6 protein-coding genes are annotated in these 3,891 nt (G+C 42.8%); all 6 read left to right on the top strand.

All coding sequences use genetic code 11. The features are described from left to right. The first annotated feature begins 54 nt into the window (after positions 1–54). Complete coding sequence (locus BCT81_RS27045; protein ID WP_102426463.1) at positions 55–717, top strand: DNA alkylation repair protein; 663 nt, start codon at positions 55–57, stop codon at positions 715–717. A gap of 104 nt (positions 718–821) precedes the next feature. Further along, positions 822–1,586, top strand: coding sequence for a carbon-nitrogen hydrolase family protein (locus tag BCT81_RS27040; protein ID WP_102426462.1), 765 nt, complete (start codon positions 822–824; stop codon positions 1,584–1,586). Then, positions 1,570–2,325 (top strand): nucleotidyltransferase domain-containing protein, encoded by a 756-nt coding sequence (locus BCT81_RS27035; RefSeq protein WP_102426461.1) that lies wholly within the window; start codon positions 1,570–1,572, stop codon positions 2,323–2,325. Before BCT81_RS27040 ends, BCT81_RS27035 begins: the two co-directional genes overlap by 17 nt. Before the next feature lie 225 nt (positions 2,326–2,550). Further along, on the top strand, positions 2,551–2,985 hold the full coding sequence (locus BCT81_RS27030) for an RDD family protein (RefSeq protein ID WP_241908284.1): 435 nt from the start codon (positions 2,551–2,553) through the stop codon (positions 2,983–2,985). Positions 2,986–3,015: 30 nt separating this feature from the next. Further along, complete coding sequence (locus BCT81_RS27025) at positions 3,016–3,438, top strand: NUDIX domain-containing protein (protein ID WP_102426460.1); 423 nt, start codon at positions 3,016–3,018, stop codon at positions 3,436–3,438. 148 nt (positions 3,439–3,586) lie between these two features. Next, a partial coding sequence (locus tag BCT81_RS27020) for a GTP-binding protein (RefSeq protein WP_277869852.1) occupies positions 3,587–3,891 on the top strand: 305 nt, incomplete at its 3' end.

The following is a 3,891-nucleotide window of genomic DNA, read 5'->3' as shown; positions in this document are numbered from 1 at the left end:
GAGCCGGATATCTCACTTCAATATTGAATTTAGATAGACAAGGAGTTTGTTTTAGTGAGTATGGTCGAAACGATAAAGCAGCATCTTTCAGAAGTGGGTTATCCGAAAGTGGATATCAAAACAGCTCAGGTTCGTTCCATTTCTGCTCAGATTTTTAAGACGATTGAAGACAAAGATATTTCTCACGTGTTGTCTCTATGTACTCAATTATTGGAGCAAAGAGATTGGGCGCTAGGAGTTATCGCGTACGATTGGGCTTTTAGGGTAAGGAAACAGTATTCAAGAGACACGTTCCCTGTTTTTGAAAGTTGGTTAACAGAGTTCGTCACAGACTGGAACGATTGTGACGACTTTTGTACTCATGCTTTTGGGGAGTTGCTGTCTCAGTACAATGATTTGTTCGATCTCACAACCAAATGGGTTGAGCATTCGAATTTTGCTGTACGCAGGGCCGCTGCGGTCATCTTAATTTATCCTATCAATAAGAATCGATACGCTGCGTTGGATCCGTTCCGCGTAGCGGATCTACTGCTCGAAGATAAGCATGACTTAGTACAGAAAGGCTATGGTTGGATGCTTAAAGTACTCAGTCAAAAAGAGCCTCAACAGGTTATTGGTTATCTGAATGCTAAGCATGCCGCAATACCAAGAGTGGCTTTTCGTTACGCGATTGAAAAATTGGACAATGAGATTAAGCGAGAGTTAATGTCGCTTTGATAAGCGGTGTTTGAAGTCGAATTATAAGTACAGCCCCTAACGTAGACCGCATTTAGCTATGTAGACATTTGTGTGGCAATTTTTGTTCTTTGGAGAAGTTTGAAATGAGTGTCACTATCAGTTTGGCCCAAATTCCTGTCGTCAGAGGCAACTGGAGAGAAAACCTTAAGCAACATCTAAAAATGATAGAGCAATCGTCAAAGTACAATGCGGATGTGGTTGTTTTCCCCGAGCTATCACTAACCGGCTATGAGCTTGATTTTGCGGAAGAACTTGCATTGTCTCTTGAGCCATCAAACTTTGAAGAACTCTCCCGAGCTTCGGTTCAAAGTGAGATGATTATTGTGGCTGGTTGTCCCCTGAGAGTTCCAGGCTTATCCCATCCCACCATAGGCGCCGTTATTTGTTTTCCCGACGGCAGAGTCGAGTTCTACTCTAAACAGCACCTGCATGATGGAGAGGGCAACTACTGCTCCGCTGGCGATGTTGATTATACATTTGATGTGAATGGGCATAAAATCGCGCTAGCAATATGTGCTGACTTCATAGAGGCGGATCACTCCCAACGAGCTAAACATCTAGATGCTGATATCTATTTAGCGAGCGCTTTAATCTCTGAGAATGGCTTTGATCCGGATTCTAAAATCTTATCTGGAATTGCGTCGGAACACGGTATACCAGTATTACTGAGCAACCATATCTCTGTGACGGGAGGTTGGGAAACGTGTGGCAAGAGCTCGGTTTGGAGTTCGCAAGGAGAGCTCGTGATCAGTGCAAACTCAAAAGAGAATGGTATTGTTCTATGTACTATCTCGGGCTGTGAAACAGATCCTAATATAGCTGGAAAGTGGCATGCTGAATCAAACTAGAGGTCTCGACAAAGACGGGTTCATCGAAAACCTATACTCTCCTAAGAATATCGCTCCCGAATTCCAAGAGGTTGTGAGTGCCGTTATTGATTCGTTGTTAAGTGGCCTTCCGAATCAAATTGATGGTATCTACCTATACGGAAGTGTGCCGAGAGGAACGGCGGTTGTTGGTCACTCGGATTTGGATGTTTCTATCGTACTCAATGCACCTATTGGTCAAAAAGAGAAGCGACTATTTCAGCACCTTTCTGACACCATTCCCAAAGCATATCCCCAAGCCAGTAAGCTTGATATCGACCCGGGCTCACTTTCAGAAGTTCTGCAGCCACAAGAAAAATTCCATTGGCAGTTTTGGCTCAAGCACTGTTGCTGTTGTATTTGGGGTAATGATTTATCTATTGATTTTCAACGTTACAAACCTAGTCGTGAAATAGCCCAAGCGCTTAATGGTGACTTGTCTACTTTTCTGGATCAAATGGGCCTAGCCTTTAAAACAATGACCGATGCGGATGTCGCTAAGCTGATTGGCAAAAAGTTAGTGCGGGCGGCGTACTACTTTGTCGCTGAGAAAGACGGAAGTTGGCACACCAACCTGATCCAGTGTACTGCAGTAGCCAAGCGTTATTATCCGGAGCAAAGTGACGATATTGAATTAGCCCATCAATACGCTCTCGGGCAATTAACCTCAAAAGTTAAAGCTCTAGAGCTGTATGAAAGACTAAGCAAGAACTTGTCGTGAGCGTTAGTGAGCCTGAAAATTGGTGGGGTAAATTATCGACATATGCATGCCGCTTCGCATTTGTTTTATAAATCATAGCTAGTTGAATGTATTAAAAGCTGATGTGTTGTAGGGTCTGTGCTTTATTGCCAATAGAGACCAAGGAACAAAAATGTATGCCAATAAGTATTCTAATTTCTGGAGGCGCTTCTTGCTATCTGGATAGATTCAATCGTATTTTTACCTTTGGAGTGGATAGACAACTACGTACTTTCTGGCGTGATTAGCTCGGGTGGTGTTTTTGCTTGGGGAGTGGTGAATTCACTAATTGGTGTCACTTACTACGTTGGCATGCATGCTAAATTTGGGCAAACAATCGGTAAAATGGTCACCCGAGTGAAAGTAGTGGATGTATCTGAAAGTCGAAACCTAACCCTCAAACAGTCTTGTATGAGAGATATTGTCCCAATCATACTTATCCCCTTTAGCCTCTATGCTTACGCGCAACTGTCTTTCTACGGACAAACTTGGGAAAGTTTAGAGCAAGGACGAGCCTTTATTTTTGTTGGCTACGCAATGATTGGTTGGGTTCTTTTAGAGTTCATCTCGATGCTATTTAATCACAAACGCAGAGCGATTCATGATTTCATCGCAGGTTCTGTTGTCGTAAAGAAAGTCTAATTATCTAAACTTCGGCCTAAGGAAAAATCGATGGACGTCCATGAGTGTGTCTCTTTTATCTTGCTTAATGAATCACAAGTCTTGTTGGAAAAGCGCAGCGATTCTAAGGACACTGACCCCGGCTTAATTACAATACCTGGCGGACATATAGAGCAGGGTGAAAATGAAATTCAGACACTGTTTAGAGAGCTTAACGAAGAGCTAAACGTTACTCCAATTGAATACACATTCTTATGTTCACTCTACCACCCAACAAAAGAGTTACAGCTGATTCATTATTTTGTGGTAACCCAATGGGAAGGTGAAATCACAGCACAAGAAGCAGACAGCATCGCGTGGTACCCACTGAATTCGGCGCCTGTAGGTATAAGTGCTGATGGTGTTGCTTTGAAAGAAGTCGTGCGAGTGGGGATGTTTCTCAAAAATATAGATACTTGCCTGTTTCCAATTTAGTTTAATCGCTAAAGGCGAGGCTACCTCGGGCTTTATCTTATATTTACCTTTTCATCAGCTATTGACCTAAGACAACTCGGGATTACTTCTGCATATGGGGGTTGTTATGTTATAACGTTCGTTTCTTTCCAGTTTTTAGGTCAAAGCTATGTCGTCAATTCCAGTCACTATTTTGCATGGGTTTCTCGGATCAGGGAAAACCACGTTTTTACGCAATATTCTCCAACAAACCGAGTATTCCGGTGATGATCTGTCCGTTATCGTAAATGATATGAGTGAGCTGGATGTCGATGGTGTACTTATCTTAAATACGGATGCGGTGAGTGAAGATCAGGGCAACTTTGTCACGATCAGTGGCGATAGTATCAGTAGCCCGAGTGGTGTACAGAAACTTGATAAAGCGCTTAAAAAACTCTGTGCAGAAAACGCACCAGATTGGATTGTGATTGAAAC

This window comes from Vibrio sp. 10N.261.52.A1, assembly GCF_002876325.1.
Classification (GTDB): Bacteria; Pseudomonadota; Gammaproteobacteria; order Enterobacterales; family Vibrionaceae; genus Vibrio; species Vibrio chagasii.
Note: the sequence above shows the minus strand (reverse complement) of the source record. Positions and strands in the feature narration are given on the sequence as shown.

What these genes read in the sequence shown, in the direction of transcription:
- BCT81_RS27040 (WP_102426462.1), top strand. Translation starts at nt 822, where the DNA reads ATGAGTGTCACTATCAGTTTGGCCCAAATTCCTGTCGTCAGAGGCAAC.
- BCT81_RS27025 (WP_102426460.1), top strand. Translation starts at nt 3,016, where the DNA reads ATGGACGTCCATGAGTGTGTCTCTTTTATCTTGCTTAATGAATCACAA.
- BCT81_RS27035 (WP_102426461.1), top strand. Translation starts at nt 1,570, where the DNA reads ATGCTGAATCAAACTAGAGGTCTCGACAAAGACGGGTTCATCGAAAAC.